Annotated in this window: 16 protein-coding genes; 13 read left to right on the forward strand and 3 right to left on the reverse strand. The window is 43.1% G+C overall.

Going from position 1 to position 20,068, the window contains the following annotated elements; translation table 11 throughout:
- Positions 1-422, forward strand: a 422-nt coding sequence (locus ACM0OP_RS19590) for a hypothetical protein (protein WP_414530099.1), incomplete at its 5' end; no start/stop codon positions are given.
- Between the two features lie 542 nt (positions 423-964).
- Here the strand turns inward: ACM0OP_RS19590 and ACM0OP_RS19595 are convergent.
- Positions 965-4,759 carry a PriCT-2 domain-containing protein gene (locus tag ACM0OP_RS19595; RefSeq protein WP_414530100.1) on the reverse strand — a complete coding sequence of 1,265 codons (3,795 nt, stop codon included), beginning with the start codon at positions 4,757-4,759 and terminating at the stop codon, positions 965-967.
- Positions 4,760-5,036: 277 nt separating this feature from the next.
- Entirely contained in the window at positions 5,037-5,762 is a 726-nt protein-coding gene (locus ACM0OP_RS19600) for a hypothetical protein (protein ID WP_414530101.1), read from the reverse strand.
- A 727-nt stretch (positions 5,763-6,489) separates the two neighbouring features.
- On the opposite strand from ACM0OP_RS19600, the gene ACM0OP_RS19605 reads away from it, so the two are divergent.
- From ACM0OP_RS19605 to ACM0OP_RS19655, 11 genes are all read left to right on the forward strand, one after another.
- Positions 6,490-6,912 carry a hypothetical protein gene (locus tag ACM0OP_RS19605; RefSeq protein WP_414530102.1) on the forward strand — a complete coding sequence of 141 codons (423 nt, stop codon included), beginning with the start codon at positions 6,490-6,492 and terminating at the stop codon, positions 6,910-6,912.
- On the forward strand, positions 6,909-7,610 hold the full coding sequence (locus ACM0OP_RS19610) for a hypothetical protein (protein ID WP_414530103.1): 702 nt from the start codon (positions 6,909-6,911) through the stop codon (positions 7,608-7,610). Before ACM0OP_RS19605 ends, ACM0OP_RS19610 begins: the two co-directional genes overlap by 4 nt.
- 171 nt (positions 7,611-7,781) lie before the next feature.
- The gene (locus tag ACM0OP_RS19615) at positions 7,782-8,171 is read left to right on the forward strand and encodes a hypothetical protein (protein ID WP_414530104.1); all 390 of its coding nucleotides are present in this window, start codon (positions 7,782-7,784) and stop codon (positions 8,169-8,171) included.
- A 28-nt stretch (positions 8,172-8,199) separates the two neighbouring features.
- Positions 8,200-8,880, forward strand: a complete 681-nt coding sequence (locus ACM0OP_RS19620) for a hypothetical protein (protein ID WP_414530105.1) — start codon at positions 8,200-8,202, stop codon at positions 8,878-8,880.
- Positions 8,881-8,981: 101 nt separating this feature from the next.
- Complete coding sequence (locus ACM0OP_RS19625) at positions 8,982-9,548, forward strand: hypothetical protein (protein ID WP_414530106.1); 567 nt, start codon at positions 8,982-8,984, stop codon at positions 9,546-9,548.
- Between the two features lie 240 nt (positions 9,549-9,788).
- Entirely contained in the window at positions 9,789-11,219 is a 1,431-nt protein-coding gene (locus tag ACM0OP_RS19630; protein ID WP_414530107.1) for a hypothetical protein, read from the forward strand.
- 152 nt (positions 11,220-11,371) lie between these two features.
- On the forward strand, positions 11,372-12,394 hold the full coding sequence (locus ACM0OP_RS19635; RefSeq protein ID WP_414530108.1) for a helix-turn-helix domain-containing protein: 1,023 nt from the start codon (positions 11,372-11,374) through the stop codon (positions 12,392-12,394).
- Between the two features lie 166 nt (positions 12,395-12,560).
- Complete coding sequence (locus tag ACM0OP_RS19640; RefSeq protein ID WP_414530109.1) at positions 12,561-15,185, forward strand: TonB-dependent siderophore receptor; 2,625 nt, start codon at positions 12,561-12,563, stop codon at positions 15,183-15,185.
- A gap of 77 nt (positions 15,186-15,262) precedes the next feature.
- The gene (locus ACM0OP_RS19645) at positions 15,263-16,282 is read left to right on the forward strand and encodes an ABC transporter substrate-binding protein (RefSeq protein ID WP_414530110.1); all 1,020 of its coding nucleotides are present in this window, start codon (positions 15,263-15,265) and stop codon (positions 16,280-16,282) included.
- Between the two features lie 71 nt (positions 16,283-16,353).
- Positions 16,354-18,126: an ABC transporter ATP-binding protein gene (locus ACM0OP_RS19650; protein ID WP_414530111.1), complete on the forward strand. Its 1,773-nt coding sequence runs from the start codon at positions 16,354-16,356 to the stop codon at positions 18,124-18,126.
- A 379-nt stretch (positions 18,127-18,505) separates the two neighbouring features.
- A complete protein-coding gene (locus ACM0OP_RS19655; protein ID WP_414530112.1) occupies positions 18,506-19,255 on the forward strand; it encodes a Fur family transcriptional regulator in 750 nt (249 codons plus the stop codon).
- Between the two features lie 25 nt (positions 19,256-19,280).
- On the opposite strand, the gene ACM0OP_RS19660 is transcribed toward ACM0OP_RS19655, so the two are convergent.
- Positions 19,281-19,544, reverse strand: coding sequence for a histidine phosphatase family protein (locus ACM0OP_RS19660; protein WP_414530113.1), 264 nt, complete (start codon positions 19,542-19,544; stop codon positions 19,281-19,283).
- Between the two features lie 186 nt (positions 19,545-19,730).
- Here ACM0OP_RS19660 and ACM0OP_RS19665 point away from each other — a divergent pair, with 186 nt between their 5' ends.
- Positions 19,731-19,961, forward strand: coding sequence for a hypothetical protein (locus ACM0OP_RS19665; RefSeq protein ID WP_414530114.1), 231 nt, complete (start codon positions 19,731-19,733; stop codon positions 19,959-19,961).
- The last annotated feature ends 107 nt before the right edge of the window (positions 19,962-20,068 follow it).

Genomic DNA, 20,068 nt, shown 5'->3' on the forward strand with positions numbered 1-20,068 from the left:
TCTTAACAAAACTTTACAACGTGTCCCATTTTGCACGTATCTCGGCGGCCACCCTGGTTGAGCCAAAAGATTCTGAAAAGATTACTAAGAGCAAGATTGATGAGGCGATTAGCGTCTTAAAGGAGCAAAAGCCGAAGGAGCGCGAGGATGTATCAGACAGGGAAGCTGTTCGCAAGATGAGACGGTACATCGAGAAGCTGACTTCTAATAAATATGGCTATACTTACGATGAAGTTTCAGAGATGTTGGCTGGGCAGGGCATCAATTTGAGTGGTAGCCGGATTAAGTATTTAATAGGTGAGTTGAGGAAAAGCACTCGTCGTCAGAAAAAGACTCTAGAGAATGAAAATTCTGGTGGGGCGAGTGGGACTACTGCGGCTCAGAAACCTGCTAGTAGCACTAAAAGCCAGAAAAAAAATTAGTAATCAAGTAGTCAGTACAGCGAAAGTCAAAAAGAAGGGTGTCGGGGGTTGGGTATGAATTGATGGGGACTTGAACCTTAAAAGAAGGATGTGAGGTATGGGGTTTAGCGTGTACAAAAGTACAATTTTCTCTTCATCCCCGGTACACCGTACACCGTAGACCCTACACCCTAGTTGGCATCACCGTGCCAATTTGGGTAAATTGTACGCTAAGGAATTGAGACTAGCCTTAACGCTATGAAAATGTGTTTTTTTGTACATATAGCATACCTCTATACCTGACTCTTGAGGAGAATTAGGAACTTTCAGATGGTGCAGAGTAGTACCAATACTCTGCACCAAAACCAAAAATTAAAGACTCAAATCTAGACAGACAAAGACTTTCAGCCTTAGCGTACAATTTTCCCGTTTTGGCACAGTGACCCCTAGTTTTGGTCAAACCCCAAAAGTCCAGCTTTTTAGACATGAAAATCAGGGCGTTTCTTACAAAACGCTGCGCTCTCGCCTCAAATCACTTCACAAAAATTAAATTTGGCTAAATTCTAAGTAGGTAGTGGTGGCCAACGCCTGAGTTGTTCCAAAATTTCTACTGGTAAGATTGATAACAACGATTTCATCAGAAACGCTTTGATATCAATAGCTGAACTATCTAGAATCCTTTGGAACGCTTGACAGCTAAAGACCTGAGCCATCAGCACCACCTCTTTAACCACTTCCTCCGGTTGTTTTGGATATTCTCGTTTCAACAAGGGGAGATATTCGTCAACAAACCATTTTTCTTCATCCGTCAAAACCACTGAAAAAATATTACCAGTTCTATATAAGGAGCTATATAGGGTTTGTAATATTTTTTTGAGATGCATCCAGCCCCCAAATTCTTGAGCAATTTGGCTCACGTATGACTGGCTTTTCCCGACTTTTTGGGCTATGGCTTCAATGCCAATTTTTTCACCAGCCTCTACCATCTGCCCAAATGCTTGGAAAATTGCCCAGTGTGTTTGTTCTGTGCCTGTACCCGCAGTGGGGGTAATTTCAAAAGCTGTTGAGGTGACTAAGTTAGCCCCTGGATAATAATCTAGTAAGTAAGATAAATCTTTCTCACTGACGATATACACCGTGATTTGCTCATCAGGGCGACGGTTAGCACGGGGGCGACCGACGGCTTGGACTACTTCAGTCTGTACAAGGTGGTCAATATATGCCTGAGCATCCATCCCTCCCCCTTGATCCAGGGTGCTATGGATTTGATTTACAACACCTATGTTTTGGTATGGTGTACCGATTAATAGCAGCGCATCATGTTCAATGTAGGCGTTACTGCCTCGGTTATCGACAAACCAGTAACCATCTCCGTCTCGTTTGGCTTTCTGGTGGTCAATTACTCCCAACTTTTGGTGTTTTTTCGTCAGTTCTTCAATTATCGCTGCCAATTGTGCTTTTTTCTTGGGTGAGCGATCGCGTCCACATAATCCCAATCCAGTTATCTGCTGAATTGTTAAGTTTTCATAACTGGGGCGATGTTCACAAATCACTAAGATGTCTTTGGGGTCGCACCCAAGTTGTAAAGCCATGCTTTCACGGGTAGCGGTGGCATCCATGAAAACCACAGCATCAAATGCTGCCAGTGTTTCTCTCTGGCGAGTCACTTTTTGCGGGATCATTAATTTGCGGTCGCTTGTGATTCGGAGCGCGCCTTGAGTGATCCCCACCAACATTTCCAGTAGCGGAATCAGCCATCGGACAGGGAGAGAAAGTAAGTTTTTATAGATTTCAGCTGTGGATTGAGCCTGAAATGCACCTCTAATATATTTGAGTGTGTCGCGGTTGACATTTTTCTTGTCTCCCTCTACGCCATCGAGAGTGACACTATCCGCTTCTTTTACCAATTCTTCGATGTCGGGTTCAAGTGCTTTTAGTGACTCTAGAATCTCTGGTATATTGTCGGGTAAGGTTGGTAACATTTCCCGGATTTGGGCATCGTTCCAACCGTAGTATGTTTCTTGGTTGGGCTTAATGTCGCCACTAATGAAGGAACGCAGTGGGAGAATTAGCTGTTTAATTTGGTCGTAAACTGCTGGTAAATGAGCCTGCACTTCCATCATGGTGCGGTCAAAGTCTTGTAAGCCCACTTCAATAAATTCTACGGGCTGAATTTGACGGCTGGCTTCATCTACGAAGGCTACAGCATTGTTAATGTCTTGTGGTTTAGGTAGGGAGTTAATATTTGCGCGGATGCGTGAATCGGCTAAAGCGTCACGGCGATCGCATCGGAAAGTAGCACCAGGGACACGCGGGAAAACTCCCCCCATGCCATCACTACCAGCACAGTTGGCGCGCACCTTGCAAGTTTGGCAGATGGGATTAGATTGCGCTTCTTCGTTGACTACTGTGTATCCTTTTGCTGACAAAATATGAAACAATGTGGTACGGGGGCAATTGCCTTCTACATCCGGCTGTTCTCCTGGTTTAGGCCAGCGTATATATGGGTTGCCTAGCCCTGTGAGTTTGGTGAGGTCGGATACTAAGCCATCATTCCGCACTGGTAAGTCAGTCCAGCCTTCGATGGTGGCGGTGGTGGGGTTACGGTGGTCATTACTGAGGTAGTACAGGGTATTTACACCAAAAATATCTGGGGTGAATAACCCGACATGGTGCGATTTGCCAGCACCAGTGTGAGATATGTCAAGGATGAATTTTTTACCAGTTGCGATTGATTCCGGTACAGTGTTCTGCGCGATTGCCTCCGGCACAGCGCAAAGCGCTATCGCCGACTCCAGGGCGCTCCCTCCGCTCGCGTCTGGCACTGTGGAGTTGATTGTCAAAGGCACTGCGTTTGGTGCTATTCCTGACTCCAGGGCGCTCCCCGCGTTCGCCTCTGGTACTGCACTCTGCGCGATTGCCTCCGGCACAGCGCAAAGCGCGATCGCATTTATATAAATCTGTGTCCGGTCTTCAGCTTGAAACCAAATATCTACGTCTAAATTTGCGTGTGTAGTTTGTTTTGGTGTGCTTCCAAGTCCTTCTGCTACTCCGGGTGCAGATGTGGTTGGTTGGGGTGTGGGTTTAATGTTGTGAGTAAATTTCCCGACAAAATTTCGGGCTTTATCAAAACCACTTTTTAAAGATTTAATAAAATCTTCAATTTCTCTGTTTAGTCCGTGGGTGGCTAACCATTCTTCCCGGCTGATAGTCCGTGAGCGATTACCTAAACTCTGGCGTTTGCTTCGTTTACCGTCGCGCTTATCGCTGTTGAGGGAATAATCCTTTTCCACTTTGGGGAAAGAGAAGCCGTACTGTTTGGCAATGTGAAACAATGTCCCAATGGTGATCCCCGCACGTCGGGATCGCTTAAAGCTCCTAATTTTGTCTCCAATGTTCCAGGTTGTCCCCTTGATGCTTGGTGACCACTGCTCTGCTATGATTTCGGCATCAGTAACCCCGTAATGGCTGTATAGTGCCATTAAGACCTGTAAGCATTCCTGATAATTTCCCGACCCCATGCTGCGCTGAGGAACGTATGATAGTGCCTGTTTTATCAGCTGGTCTATATCCCAGTTGTTGGCTTGTGCTTTCTCTTGGAATTGGATACGGCGGGAAGTAATTTCGGCTATGCGTCGTTCATATTCAATTTTCTCTTGGTGAGCGATCGCTACGGCTTTAGTTATCCATTCTGCTGGTAATGTTGCTTCGGGGTTGACTAGGGGAAATTCGGCTTCTGTGCTGCCATAAAATACACGGGAAGCATCTTTACACGCGGGGTCATGGGGCAGTTCTTGCATCAAGGATCGCGTACAAGCTTCTACCGTATCAGCACCCTCAACATATTCGGGCAGAAGGAAGACTAGCCGAAATTTATGCCAGTCTGGTTTGTGGCTAGCTGTCGTATAAATTAAAGCACAGTGTTTTTGGATGAAGGGATGGGCTAGTGCTTCTTCTATGGTTAATTGGTGTTTGTAAACTTTGATGTAGTTGCCGTTAGAGTCTTTGATTGGTTTGCCTTCAAGATCACGGGCGACATCGGAATTATCAATATCGAGTAGTAGCCAGTGGGAACCGATGATATTGGCTTTACTCCGCCATTTACCGCCTAATAAGCCAGCACAAATGGCGTGACCTGCTTTGATATGGCGCTGGACATCCGCTAGAGTCCCTTCTGTATCTTGGAAGTTGGCGGCCAGCTTCTTAAAATCCCAGTCTTTATTTTTTCCAGTGGCGTTATACGCAAACCTGATGATGTTAGGCTGTATAAACTCTTGTGTTGTCCCTGGAGTTTCAGCCTGTTTAGCTGTTGGTTGTTGCGGTGCTTGTGAGTGGTAATTTTGCTGTAATTCTAACATTTTGTCCATCCTCCTTGATGTGTAGTGGAGGAATTGGAGCTATCCGGTGTAGTAATCTTATATACAAGCTTTTGAAAATATAAAAAGATAAATTTCCTGAATTGCTCTTTCTATCTGGGTGGCCAGTGTTAAAATGGCTTAATACTCCAAAAGATTTGATAAGATTGCTATTAGGGATATTAATTAGGCCTTTCCAAAACCCAATCCCCAATTCCAATGGCATCGAAATCAGAAAACCTCGGTATCCCAACGGGATACGGGGTTTTCCACTATTAGCCTATGTGTACTTGGCTAACCAATTCTTGACAAACTCGGTTGTTTCCGACTCTGGAATGACAAATGCACTGCCTTTTCTCCTAAGAACCAGAATTTTCATACTTCCTATCTCCGTATAAAGATGTTCTTTGTGATTTGGTGATGCCTTTGTAGGAGGCCATAAAACCAAAACTTTTGCGGTGGGAGTCTTTTGAGCCTCACGGGAGGACATCAAAAACTTATCTCTGTTCTTGTTGAGCCACTTCTCATAATCTGCTAACTCAATCAGTGGGCAGGGTTTCCACAGTTTCAATCCATTTTTGTCTTTGCGCTTGACTTGTAAAACTTCTCTACTTTCGTTGTAGACAATTTCTCTATCTCCTTTTGACCGAATGGAGATAAACAGGTGAGTTGTTTGTGGAAACCTCACAAACAAGTCGATAGGGTTGTTGTTTTCTACCGGAAGTGTTGGGAAGACTTGTACACCTTGGTTTTCAAACTCATGGAAAATTGAGGTTCCTAATTTTTCCAACCGCGCCAATTTTTGAGTGACTACCAATGGCTTGTAAGCCAATCCGAAAATTAACCAACCCAACGGATGTATAACACCACCCGTACCCATCGCCAGACTACCAGCCGCTAGAGCTTGAGTGGAGGCATAGTCTTTTGCCTCCCTAATTTTTCTAAACGCCGGTTCGTTGTGCAGTGGGAGTTGAAAATTGCTTGGTCGGTCTTTCACGGTAGTCATAGGAGACACCAAATATTCATACTAATGCTACCTTTACTGATGGTAATCCTTGACACGGCATTTTTTACAAAATAGCCATTTATATAAAAGGAAAATTAAATATGTTTTGCAATTGGTTAGCGATTGCGCGGAACGCCCACTTGCCAGAGGGCATGAAAAATCGGGGTATTTTGGGGTAAATTTTTCATTGCAGATTTATTTCATCCTTTACGTGGTAAGGGTTGCAGTGGCATTTGAAATGTATCTGCAAGTGCCATTTTTGGGGTGCGACAGGGAATAAAGGAGCGATTTGGCGTGTCGCATTAGCTGAAAAGCTGATTCTAACGTTGTTAGCAACAGCGATTTTGCATTTACACTCTTGCATAATTATTTCAAATCATTGAAGTTAACGCCGAGCGATATATTAAAAACTCCCTCTATTTTTCTGATAGTCTCCTCAGTTACACATCCTAGAATTTCTTCATTTTCCAAGTGATACCAATATGATCTGCTAACGCCAGCTTCTTTACAAATCTGGGTTAGCGGTCTTCTGTCCCCCTCCCTAGCCTTCCGTATCCTGTCCCCTAGTCCAGGGAAGTCCCTCTCTAATTCAATAGTTTTTTTAACTCGCACAGTGTCCATAATTAAAAATCTTGATATTCATCATATTGTATTCTGTCGCCTTTCACTTGTCTTATGGCTTAAGACATGATACGCTAGTTTGCAGATGTAATTCATCTGTCTGCCTATGCAAACACGGGATACATACTATCGACAAACTTATGAAGCCGTAGCAGGTGAAATAAGTAATCGGCGTTGGCGAGGGTTGCACCAAGAGTTAAAAGCTTCTGGGTTACTAATAACAGTTCAAACTTTGCGGATGTATGCACAGTTTAAAATGTTGCATCCCAGAACCCCAATCACGAAGCAAGCGATCGCCACCTACGAAAGTTTTCAAAATACTTACGCTGATTATTCTGATTTTACTGGCATTGAATTGTTAGAAATACTCAGAACAATCAAACCTCACGTAACAGACCGAATGCTGATAAATGCTTGGTATAAGGCAGGTTTACAGTTTTCGAGAACTGCCAACTACGACTTTAATCAAGCATCAAAAATAGTTTTTTACACCGCAATTACTAGACCATCTAGCAGGATTTACAAATGAAAGAACTCAAGAACAAAGTAGACTCTATTCGCCGAACTCTCAAGGCTAAGGGTATTAATGAAGTAACAGCCACCCAGATAGAGACTAAAATTTTAGAACTTTGTCCAGACTTCCCAGATGATTGGTGTTCTGACATTCGGACAGAAGTAATTAATAGTTTAGTCGCTGATTTGAAAACACCAGAACATGAACACACCGAACTTGCACCACTTGAGTCAGAATTAGACACAACCGCACCTCTAGAGACTCCCGAAGACTTGGAAACAATCGCCCCTCTGGAGACTTCCAATCACCTCGTAGAAAATACCCAATCTGGTGAATTAGCACTGCCAGAAACTTCTGAATTAGTTGCATCTACTGCCGAAAGCATGGGTATTGCACTAAACCTTGAAGACGTTACAGCCATAGCGTCAAACTTCGATTATGCCAGTACAAATTCAGATGATGAACTGGAGGAGATAAAAGCTGCAATCACTGCCTTTGTACAGCATAAAGCAGCTTTGAGTAGGCAAAAGATTAATCATATTGTGCAAGAAGTTAAAGACACAATTCACCGTCATGATGCTGAAAATTCAGAACTATTAAACGAGGGGTTAAGGAGCATAAGCCAAGATATCAAAAGCGGTTCCGAACGCTTTCGCCAACAAACAAGACAAGCCCTCAAAGTATTTGCACTCCCACCAAGTAAGGCAGGATAAAAGCTTTGTAATCAGTTTTAACCCTTCAAAAGCCATATCCATCATTCTGATAATTTCATCCCTTGCTGCTGTACTTGTAGCCTTTGATAACTACCGCGTTAGTCGCCACAGAGTCACCAAGCCGGAGTACCGAGAATTTCAAGATCCTAATATTTATTTGGAGGTTCCGTCATGGTTCCAGAAATAGCTCAAAGCCCCGAACTGTTAGACCTAATTGACCAATCACTAGCACTGCTAAACAAAATACAAAAGCACCCTGATTTTAAGTCAGTTGAGTATGCACCCGATTTGACTTTAGGAGATGCCGAGCAAGCTTTAATCGAACTGCGTTGGGAGACTTTACCAAGCCCCTTCGGGGCGGGTGTGGGGTGTAGTGAAAAAATTAGTCCCGAAGTAAGGTTTAAAGCCGAGTGGAATCGTGGGCGAAAAAATCCTTATATCGCATGGAAGGTTGAAACCCCACCCCAAGTGTCTGGCTTAGTTTCCCTACACCCTATCCCCTACACCCTGTTCATCCCAATCTTCCATAATCAATATTTTTGCTCTTCAAGGTTTCACTAATTAACACTACAAACAGGAATCAAGCATCATGGATCAGAAGAGATTAAACCCAGCACAATCACCCAAAATCAAAAACCACGTTGCACCTAAAGCCCGTCGTATTGGGGCGATGCTTAAGAATAAATTCGGTGTTGATTTGACAGACTTTGACAAGGCGTGTCAGGGTGATTTAGCAGCAGCCCAAAGAGTTGGGGAATTAGCGCGTCAGGGGTCGATGTATAAGGAGTTCGCCCCTCAAATTGCCGAGCTATATGGAGAGATTTTAGAGGGAAGTGAGGCTTATAACAAAGCTGTATCAGACATTTTAGTTCAAGGTGGTAAGTCAGCGATCGCCATTGACAAGGCGACCATGAAAGCAACTTTGGAAAACACAAAATATGGACATTCTCGCAGTGAACTAGCAGCCGAGTTTGTCGCCTCTAAGAATGCCGAGAACCAACGCCACCAATACCAGATGAACTATTCCCAAATTAAGGGATACATCGACGCGCACTTGGTAGCAGTTGACCAAAAAACATCACTTTTGGAACAATCCCAACGTCCAGAAGTAAAGCAAATTGCAGCAGATGAAGCATACCAGAAGAAGGAACTTGATGAGGCACTGAATAAAGGAGATCGCGCTAGATATGACCTTATCCCTGAAAAGAATTATCAAGGTACTGGAATAAAAGCCAAGTTGATGCAGTTTAAGACCGCACTCGGTTTCTAAACAAATAACCCCAGGTAGTCTGTCAATTCAAAAAAGGTCAAATTAATTCAAAAAGTCAAGTTTCCTGGGGTTGTTTATGTAATATTCTCCTTCACACTACCATGAACCCCAATGATATTGATGAACTGTTAAACAGTGAAGACTCATCCCCTAACGAAGACACAGCGAGGTATTTAGCCCACATTGAGCGCAAATTGTATGAAGAGATAGCTGCAAGGAAGAGGTTAGACAGTGGGGTATTATTCCTAGTCTGTCAACTTGGCTCAGTCTCCCTGAGTTGGTTCCTCTTCACCCTACAAATTAGCATTAGTTTAATAGTTGCAACTTGTATTATTTGTGCTTTACTTCCTGGTTTAATTGACGCAGGTGAAAGTTTTAATTTTGAACTGTCCAGTGAACGCTGGGAACTACGCCACGACAAACCACTGATTGCACTTTGCAAACTGGGTATTGGTGGGGTTATTTCTTGGCACTCCACACGAAAGATTAGTACAGCAGTTGTGCAAACTAACTTAGCTATTAAGGACACTTACGCAGAAATCAGAACTGCTGAGTCATTGGGGAAAGGGTTCCAATTCCAGGGGCTTGAATTACTTTTAGCTGTGGTAGTAGGGCTGGGGTTAATTGCTTTTAATAGTCTGAAGAATAAAGGCAACTCTGATGTATAGAAAGCAAAACTTTTTAACTCGATTTATAGGCAGTCTAGGGTTATTAATTGCAGTTAATTATTTTGTCATGGGTTTGTGGGATATCGGTTATAGCATCAGTGCATTAGCTAATTGGCTGAGGGAACAGGGATGGGACACAGTAATTTATAGCTTCCTTGACTCCCTCCTGGTGAACATCGACTTAGTGATAGTTCTCAGCCTACTTATAGGGGTTATTTGGGTACTTCGTAGGTAAAGAGAATGCAAGAAATTCTGAAATTTAACGAACGCCTCAAAGCACAAAGGAAGACAGCCACACTATTATCAGCATCTCTATTTATTGGAGGTGTTGCGTTATGTTTACCACTATTTGCAGATACTACTAAATATCCTGAAACATTATTCTGTTTTAATCCTAACGCTGATGTGTGTGAGGGTCAACAAATCAAGAGGGGTATTAGTTGGATAATTGACCGTGAACGCAGAAACTTTACTTTTGATACTAAGGTGAAGTTCTTAAGAGTTATCCCCCCTGATGCACCCAAAGCACCTTTATATGGTGTACTGGGAACTGTTCTTTTAATTGGTGCGTATGGTGTATCTAAATCACTCACAGATACACAGGAGAAAGCAATTCATAGTCAGTTCGCACTGTTAAAAATACGAGCGCTAGAAAATGACATTTATGTTTCCAATCATTTGGATCTAACTGCATTCAGTAAACAGCACCAAGCCCAAATAACTAAGGAGATAATTGCACGCGACACAGCCGGGGCAATTGAACAATTGAAGACTGAAGGAGAACAGCAACTAGATCATATTAATGGACAGTTACAGGGTGAAGTCGCGTTAAAATCGCATCAACTCCAGTTATCAGAACTGGACAAAGAAACCGCAAAAAACCACCTGGAAACAGCCGAGATTAACCGCAAGCTTGACAAACTGAATAAACCGACTAATGATACTGGTACTGCTGCTACACAAACACCCAAGGACACGCTAAAGAATACCCTGATAGATGCTTTAAAAAGTCACGAAGACGGGTATTTGTGGACAATTATAAACAGCTTAAAACCATTATGGCTGATTGGTAATCAAGGGTCTGGTAAAACTTACACAGCCGGTGCGATCGCATTAATTAGAAAATACTGTCTTGATGCACCAGTACACCAGCTTATTGATAGACACGCCACTGGTGACAATGCCGACGTGTGGAAACTGCTACAAGCTTATACACTAGCTGAAACTGAAGAAGATATCAGTACAGCTTTTGATGAGTGCTGTGATAGATGGTTGCAACGGATTAAGGAAAAGCCAAAAACTAAGCAGCAGGTGATTTGTGATGAATTTACCAATTTAAAATCTCTGTGTGGTGACACGGCGATCGCATTCTTCAAAATGTCCCTCACCGACACCCGCAAAGCCAAAGAATACCTGCTAGGAATCACCCATAATGCCACCAATGAATCATTCCCAGATGGTACAGCATCAGCCCGGAAAGCCGGAACTATTCTACTGGAGAAGTTTAGTGCCAACGGTGAAACACCACTATCTAGGGTAGTTGTCCGCTATGGCCTTGTAGATGAGAACGGCAATAACTTAGAAGACGAGGAAAGGACACTACCAAACTGGATGCACCCTGAGCGCATTTACCAGCACTTCAATGGTAAGCCAATTAATTTTGAAGATTAGCTTTCATTGCAATATCAATTTTATATAAACATAATGTAGACACAGCAAGGAATAGGGCTAGACAGGAGGTAGGCGTTCGCTGTCTGGTATTTTGCTTTCAGAGCTATAGTGGTAAATTTATTGATAATGACTTGCACTTAGCTCAATCCAGCATGACACTCATCCTCAGCCAATCAGACCTTGACGAACTGCACCAACAGGCTCCTCAACCCCAGGTTCAGAATCTCGTACTTGATAGCTTTGAGGAGCTTGGGGGTGTGCCGGAAATCTTAGGACGGGGCTACAATCGCAGTATGAACCTATCGCCTGGAGTGTGGTTAAACTTCTCAGATTGCCAATATCACCAGGACTTGATGGTGAAAACACCTGACCATGACCATCCGATTCAGATAGAAATTTTTCTATCAGGCATGATTTACTTTGATGATGTTCATCCTAATCTGGGTGGAACCCATAGCTACTTTTCGGGTAGTGGAATTTCGCGTGGCTACATTGAAAAGCATCGGGCTGGAGAGCGTTTAACTTGTGTGAATGTAGATATTTCGCCAGAATTGTTAGACTCGTTTTTGCTGGAGGATAAGCAATACAACTCTGATATTCAGAAATTGCTGTTTAAAGGGGAAGACTGGAAAAACTCATTTTATCCCAAAGTGACACCAGCAATGCGCGAGCTTGCTCAACAAATGTGGAATCCGCCCTATCGCGGTACTGCAAAGCGGATGTATCTTCAGGCAAAGGTATTTGAGTTAGTGGCGATGCACCTGGATTGGATTTCGGCAGAGCAACAGCCAATTTTTGACACATTGGGATTAAGACCTGACACCATCGCCCGTATTCACCACGCTAAAGACATTTTGACTAAACAACTTGAGCAACCGCCATCACTGTCGGAACTAGCACAGCAGGTAGGAGTAAGTGTTCGTACCCTTCAGCGCGGTTTTCGATCACTGTTCAACACTACAGTTGTCGGCTATTTGAAACAGCAGCAGCTAGAACAGGCAGAACGTTTGTTGCGCCAGGGTGCTGCTGAAGGTCTGCGAGGCACTTGTACGGTGGCAGAGGTTGCAACGCGGGTAGGCTACGGAAACATCGGACACTTTTCGGTAGCGTTTAAGCGTTGCTTTGGCATTACCCCCAGCCAGTGTTTAGCAGGAAAACTGGCGGTTTTTGAGTAGAAAATTGGCGTTTTTTGAGTAGACACGCCACAGTCAACTTCTCTACACTACACCTCATAGCTAACAAAAATATTTAGCAACAAAAGCTTTGATTGCTGTGTGAGGAACTATGAGGAGTTGGTGTTTATCTGTTCGTCTATCGTTTTTAATCACTCTTTCGGGATGTTTGAGTATTGTTGCAGTTTCATCGGTATGGGCTAGTGAGAAACAGCAAGATGTAGACATACAAAATCAAACAAGTTCTCAAATTCGCCAACTGAGCGAAATAGAACTACCCACGACTAACGCCCAACTGCTAGTGCAGTCACCAACTCCCAGCAATCCCCCTGTTGTTCCGGGAAGTATTGTCACAATTACGGGAGTGAAAGCAAATCCCACGGATAAAGGGGTGGAGGTGATTTTAGAGACAACCCTTGGTGAACAACTGCAACTGACAAATCGCAGTGCTGAGAATAACTTTATTGCAGATATTCCCAATGCTCAACTGCGTTTACCTAGTGGTGAGGCGTTTACATTTCGTTCGGAAAAACCAGTTGAGGGAATTACGGAAATTACAGTCACAAATATCGATGCAAATACTGTGCGAGTTGCGGTGGTAGGTGTTGCAGCATTACCCACAGTTGAGTTATTTGATGATGATGCAGGGCTGGTTTTGGCGGTAGCATCTACGACAACGGCGATACAGCCTCCAGAAACACCGCCAACCGAAGAACAGCCAGCAAGTGAGACACCAGCAGCACAGCAGGATGAGCCGATTGAGTTGGTGGTGACGGGAGAGCAGGATGAAGGCTACAATCCTTCAGAGGCATCGACCGCAACGCGAACGGATACGCCCTTGCGAGATATTCCGGCTTCAATTCAGGTCGTGCCGAGACAGGTGATTGAAGATCGGAAGGTGACAAGGTTAGGCGAGGCACTGGAAACGGTCAGTGGCGTTACGGCTGCCTCTTCGTCTGCGGGTCAAACAACAGGTGGTACTAATTTCATCAGAGGATTTGCACAAATCGGTAGCTTCCGCAACGGATTTCCTCAAGGCAATGAGTTCAATACGTTAGAACCCATTGGCACGATTGAGCAAGTGGAAGTACTTAAAGGTCCTGCTTCAGTTTTATTTGGACAAGTGGAACCGGGCGGAATTGTCAACACTGTCACTCGGCAACCGTTGAGCGATCCCTATTACAGGCTGGAATTTCAAGCAGGAAATCGTAATTTTTTCCAACCCATCCTTGATTTCTCAGGTCCTCTGACGACGGATAAAAAAGTGCTTTATCGCTTCATTGCTGGCTATGAGGTTCAAGACGGTGTTCAAGAGTTTATCAATACTGACCATATTTCAGTTGCGCCCTCTATCACCATCAACTTTAGCGAACGGACGAATTTGAATTTATACTATGAGTTTGCCCGTACCTCTGGAAACATTGCTGATAATGCTCCTCCTGCTGTTTTGCGTACGGACGGTAGCATATTGACTCCTCGGAACTTCTTTGCGAGTTATCCTAATACATCTGAGGGGTCGTATCAGTCGCAAAAGATTGGATACACGTTAAACCATCGCTTTAGCGACAACTTGCAGCTTCGGAATAGTCTTGCGGTAACGTTAGATAGCTACACACGAAACGGAGTTAGTTTTGGTGAAGTACGGGACGATCGCTTCTTAGTCTTCTCCAATGGTTTTGGTGTGGATTCTTTCTATGATCAAAGCAACTATTTTGGTCAGATCGACTTGTTGGGAAAATTCAACACCGGCTCAATTTCACACCAGGTTGTGCTGGGTTTTGATGCAAACAACTTTAAGGTTGAAGCTAACCCCTTGCTTTACGATGTTAGTAGTATACCCGATCTCGATATCTTCAATCCAAACTACGATATTCCAAGACCTGGCTTTACCATGTCAAGCCGAGGGCAGGATAGGTATGTTTTTAACTCATATGGAGTCTATCTTCAGGATCAAATGGCATTGAGTGATAACCTGAAACTCCTGATTGGTGGTCGCTATGATTGGCTGTCCAATGATTTTGAGTTGACGGTATTTGGGAATGGAAGGACGCAGCAAAGTGATGGTGCTTTTAGCCCCCGACTTGGTCTAGTGTATCAGCCCAGCAAAACAGTTTCGCTTTACGCCAACTACAGTCGTTCCTTTAAACCCTCTGCCTACGCACGTTCAGTAGATGGAACAAGAAACTTTGAGCCAACGGTGGGAACTCAATACGAAGTTGGAGTCAAAGCCGATTTTCTAGACGGAAAGCTTTCGACCACCTTAGCCGCCTACCATCTGACTAAAACTAATGTGATCACGCCCAATCCCGATCCCATACTGGCTGCTCAAGGGTTCTCCGTGCAGACTGGAGAACAGCGCAGCCAAGGGATTGAGTTGGATATTGCAGGTGAGATTTTGCCCGGATGGAAAGTCATTGGCTCCTATACCTATACGGATGCCAAAGTAACTGAGGATAACTCTACTCCTGTGGGCAACCGATTAGCAAACGTGCCAGAAAATCAAGTTAGTCTTTGGACAACCTATGAAATTCAGCAGGGAGATATGAAAGGATTGGGATTTGGATTGGGACTATTTTATGTGGGTGAACGACAAGGCACCTTGGCAAACGATTTGACACTCCAAGATTACTTCCGAACAGATGCGTCGCTTTTCTACAAAAGAGATGGTTTTAGGGCAGCGATCAATGTTCGCAATTTATTTAATGCGGACTATGTGGAATTTGCTGAGGGTAGGTTTTTTGCTGGGAGAAGTAAGCCTTTTACGATCATAGGCTCCATCAGTTGGGAGTTTTAAATCGCAATTTAAAGTCGTTGATGATCAAATAACATAATAGAGTTCTGTTTGATTGCGTGAACAATCTTAAAACAACCATGATAACCAGCCAAATACGTCGTCTGATAAAGCCATTTCTGCTAGTGGCTTTATCATTCCTTTTGATCATTACAGCCTGCCACAATTCCATCACCCAAAAAACCAATATTTCAACAGTAAAAGCAGGAGCCGCGTCTGAGTGTCGAGTCATCAAGCATAGGCTTGGTGAAGCCTGCATTCCATTAGAACCACAGCGCATTGTTGTTTTGGATGTTCCAGCCATATTAGATTCTTTACTAGCTCTTGGTATCAAACCAGTCGGTACAGCAGTCGCTCATTTTGGTAATGATGAGCATGGGAGTGGGAACAGATACTTTCTGGATTTGTTGCCTGAACTGGTTTTAGGAATTGAGTCAGTGGGGGTAGAAGGAACTCCCTCTTTGGAGAAGATTTTGAAGCTAAAACCGGACTTAATTCTTCTAGCAAATCAATCTGAACTAGCATACCCCCAGCTATCGAAAATTGCCCCTGCCGTACTCATCGATACATGGAAAGACAGAATACCGATAAAAGAAAATTTTCGACAGATTGCCAAGATTATGGGAAAAGAGAAGGAAGGAGAAAAAGTTCTTGCTCGATACCAAGAGCGTGTTTTAGCGTTTAAGAGTCAATTAGGCGATCGATTACGAAGCTCGGAAATCTCAATAATTGGTTATCATGGGAATCAGTTTTTTATTTCACACAATTCTTCAAACTACCACCAGGTTTTCCAAGATATTGATGTACCCATTAAACCAATCCTTCTGAAGCAAGAAAACTATACTCAAATCAGCATTGAGAAGATTAGTGATTTTGATGCTGATATCCTATTTTTTACTGATTATAATAACCCTTCACTGCATCTGTATCAGTATCCTTTAATCCTATCTCTGAAAGCTGTTAAAAATGGTCGAGCTTACATTGTTGATGGGAGAGTTTGGGAATTTTATGGTCCCATTGGAATGAATCTTTTTCTTGACGATATTTCTAAGTATCTTCTGGAAGGAAAACAAGACCCTTACTTTCCTAGACGGGGCTAAAAAACTCAGGGGATATTTCATCAATAACTTCTAAACCTATCGCAAAATTGTAAACCACCATTCCCACTACAATGCCAAAACCCTTTCTCCATCCTCTCCTGCGTCTACTCCGCTATGCTAAACCCTATCAACCTCAAATTTGGGGTGCAATTATTTGTTCAATTCTGCGTACCCTATTAGACCTAGCACCACCTTATCTCATCGGTATTGCAGTAGATGTGGTAGTCGAACGAGAAACTTCCTTAATTGCGCGGTTTGGTATTCAAAATCCCCTGAATCAGTTATTAGTATTGTCTGTCCTCACGATCGCCACTTGGGGTTTAGAATCCCTCAGCCAATATGGAGCGGACAAAATTTGGCGTAATTTAGCACAAACCCTACAACACGAACTGCGAGTTGATACTTACAACCACTTACAAGAACTAGAACTGGCGTATTTTGAAGACCGTAGCACGGGTATCCTGCTATCTATTCTCAATGATGACATCAACCAGCTTGAGGGCTTTTTCAACTCTGGCGCTCAGAACCTCATCGGCTTTTTCACGCGAGTATTTGCGGTGGGGATGAGCTTTTTGCTGCTGGCTCCCGGTATTGCTTGGTTGGCGATGTTACCCATCCCGTTTATTCTGTGGGGAACTTTCGTGTTTCAATCCCGGTTAGCTCCCCGCTATGATACAGTACGCGATCGCGCCGGAATTATCAGCGATCGCCTCGCTAACAATATCTCTGGAATTGCCACCATCAAAAGTTTTACGGCTGAAGCCTATGAGAGCGATCGCGTTTACCAAGAAAGTGAATCCTATCGTCGCAGTAACAAACAGGCGATCGCCCTAAGTGTCGCCTTTCAACCTATACTACGATTTTTGATTTTACTAGGGTTTGTGCTAACGCTGTATTTGGGTGGTCGGGAAGTGCTACAAGATCGCCTGACTGTGGGTACTTATAGCTTTATGGTGTTTATTGTTCAAGATTTACTCTGGCCGTTTACTTATCTCAGCGAAATCGTGGACGAATATCAGCGAGCGATGGCTTCGGTGCGGCGTGTCATGGGTTTACTGGATACCTCTGTGACTATTCCCCACGGACAGCAATTATTACCAACAGAAACCGTCAAGGGTCAAGTGCAATTTGATCATATTACCTTTGCCTACAACGAACGCAACCATACACTCAAAAATTTAGCTCTCCAGATTCCCGCCGGAGCCACAATCGGTATTGTCGGAGCAACGGGTTCTGGGAAAAGTACCTTAGTTAAACTTTTACTACGCTTTTATGAAGTACAGAGTGGACGCATTTTAGTTGACGACATTGATATCCGCGACCTCAATTTATGCGATTTACGGCGCTGTATCGGTTGGGTGAGTCAGGATGTGTTTTTATTTCACGGTACGGTAGCGGAAAATATTGCTTATGGTAGTTTTGATGCTACTGAGTCAGAAATTATTCATGCTGCCAAATTAGCTGAAGCTCATGAGTTCATTCTGCAACTACCCCAAGGATACGATACTATTGTGGGCGAAAGAGGTCAAAAACTTTCAGGTGGACAAAGACAACGAATTGCCATAGCCCGTGCTATTCTCAAAGACCCAGCAATTTTGATTTTAGATGAAGCGACATCTGCGGTAGATAATGAGACGGAAGCGGCAATTCAACGCTCTTTAGATAAGATTACTGTAAATCGGACGACTATAGCCATTGCCCATCGTCTTTCCACAATTCGCCATAGTCATTGTATTTATGTCATGGCTCATGGTCAAATTGTCGAGCAGGGTAAACACGAGGAATTACTAGCACTTAATGAGATTTATGCCAGTCTGTGGCGTGTACAGTCTGGGATTCATTAATACTTGCTTTTAACTATTTTATATTATCCCAAAACTAGTACAAGTCGGCGTAAATAAACAGACCATTCAAAATCCATGAAAAGCCCATTTTATAAGCTTTTTGACTTTTGACTTTTGACTTCCGCTTTGCGGTACTAGGGTGTAGGGATTAGTTCTTTCACCACACCCCACACCCTTCTTAAACGTTTGTCTACAAAGCAGAGGATAAGTCTAGTACACATCGGCGTAAATAAACAGACTATTCAAAATCCATGAAAAGCCTATTTTATAAGCTTTTTGACTTTTGACTTTTGACTTCCGCCTTGCGGTACTAGCAGTTTGTTACATCCTTAAAAACAAGTTTTACCAGCACTGAAAGATTTTCTTGAAAGCTGTGATTATGGATAATTTCAAAACTTTAAAAACCAAATTAAATGCTCAAGGTTATCGATTCACCCCACAACGCCAATTAATTTTTGAGATTTTTCAAACTCTGCCAAAAGGTCATCATTTAAACGCAGAATCAGTACACTCGTTGCTGCTAGAATGTGGGTCAGCAATAAGTTTATCTACAGTTTATCGTATCCTCAAAATCATGACTAAGATGGGGATTATCCGAGAAGTAGAATTGGCACAGGCACAAAAACATTACGAACTCAACACCATCTCTACCCATCATCATATTGTGTGTGTTCAATGTCATCAGATTATTGAGTTTGAAAATAACTCTATCGTCCAACAAGGCTTAAAACAAGTAGAAACAATGGGATTGCAATTAATTGATTGTAAATTCACACTGCAAACTATTTGTCCAGAAGCTCTACAGAGGGGATGGCCGACAATATCTAGTAATTGGATATGCCCTCGATTTATCAAGGCAGACAAAACCAAAAACTCAACCCATCAGCAACTAGATTTAAACCCCGATATCAAAGAAAAACCTGAGCGCCGCATCGATTTAAAAGGAAAATATATTGTAGTTCACACACCCAAAGATGAGATTGATAACTGTCAACACCAAGCCAAGTTGATTACAGGATGGCGTTTGTCAAGAGCAGATAAAAGCTGGCATTTTCCTCTAGAACAAGCTTCAGAGGTACTAAATCTTTTTCCCGGATATGAGATAGAACCCAAAATATTTGATCATTAAAATTTGTATTAGTTGAACACTAACTTTACTCTAATTTTGCCCATTCTTCGGGAAGCATATTGGCAATCAGTTCAAAACTACCTTTGCCATCAGGCTTAACAACATAAGCCATACCCTGTGGGTCTGGATAAAACCCTGTTGCTGCTTCAAACAAATCATCATGACCAACAATTATTGTACGCCTTATGTGAATTAAAAACGCCCAAGCTATGGCAAGGGTTTCAGGCTGTGGTTTAGCCCAGGTGTTTAACCATGTTGCCTCCTGAAGACTTTCCCGACTCCAACTCACATAAGCCGTATTGTATAAGAACTTACGACAATTAATAAATATTCTCAATTGACCTGGAAAAATTTAATAAATTATTTATTATTTCCCAGTTGTTAAACTTTCCACTTTTGAGCCTGATGATGCTGACCAAATAATCTCTATAGTGCGCTCTTTCAATGAAACCGTAGGCAAAGAGTTCGGCGCAGCATGAGTTATTTAAGTCCCAATGCCAAATTTTGGTGTAGACATAGTGTAGACGCTGGCGGAGAGAAAAATGATATCGGTTTTGATAGCAACGATGGATCAACCAGGGGTGTAGAAGCGAGTATAGACAACTCAGTCCAGCCCCAACATGAGCAAATCCTATTGGTGCGGATTATACCTGCAAGTGGTCATCGCGCTATAAGCATAAGCAAGTTTTATCAGCCAACGGAATAATCCGGGTTGTAGGCGGTGCGATTGATAAGCCTGGGTTAAGTGTGTGAAGTCGTTGACGAAACAATCACCTTTTGGGCGATAATGGGGTGTAATAGTAGGTTTCTACT

The sequence above is a fragment of the Nodularia chucula CCY0103 genome, assembly GCF_963923915.1.
In the GTDB taxonomy this organism is placed as follows: Bacteria; Cyanobacteriota; Cyanobacteriia; order Cyanobacteriales; family Nostocaceae; genus Nodularia; species Nodularia chucula.